The organism is Faecalibacterium sp. DFI.5.82 (assembly GCF_029076575.1).
GTDB classification, from domain to species: Bacteria; Bacillota; Clostridia; order Oscillospirales; family Ruminococcaceae; genus Faecalibacterium; species Faecalibacterium duncaniae.
The window spans coordinates 1-303 of the sequence record NZ_JARFIS010000697.1 but is presented as its reverse complement, the minus strand read 5'-3'; the positions used below and the strand labels follow the sequence as shown (position 1 = coordinate 303).

Below are 303 nucleotides of genomic sequence, written 5' to 3'. Positions count from 1 at the left end.
CGGGGATTGATATTCTCTCCGTTGTCTATGCCCATGACGTTCCGCACGTCTTTCCGCAAGAAGTTATGGACGAGGCCAACGCTATTCCAGATCATGTTTTGCCAGAAGAAAAGAAGGGTCGCAGAGACATTACCGCTCAGCCGTTGGTTACGATCGATAGTATTGAGTCCAAAGACCTTGATGATGCCGTCGTGGCTTGGAAGCTTGACAACGGCAACTATCATCTGGGGGTTCATATTGCTGACGTTACGCACTATGTTAAGCCGGGATCGGCACTGGACAAAGAGGCCTTTAAACGAGGAA

General features: G+C 49.5%; 1 protein-coding gene. It reads left to right on the top strand.

All coding sequences use genetic code 11. The features are described from left to right. The coding region (locus P0G09_RS18495) for an RNB domain-containing ribonuclease (protein ID WP_275253403.1) at positions 1-303 on the top strand (303 nt) is incomplete at both ends.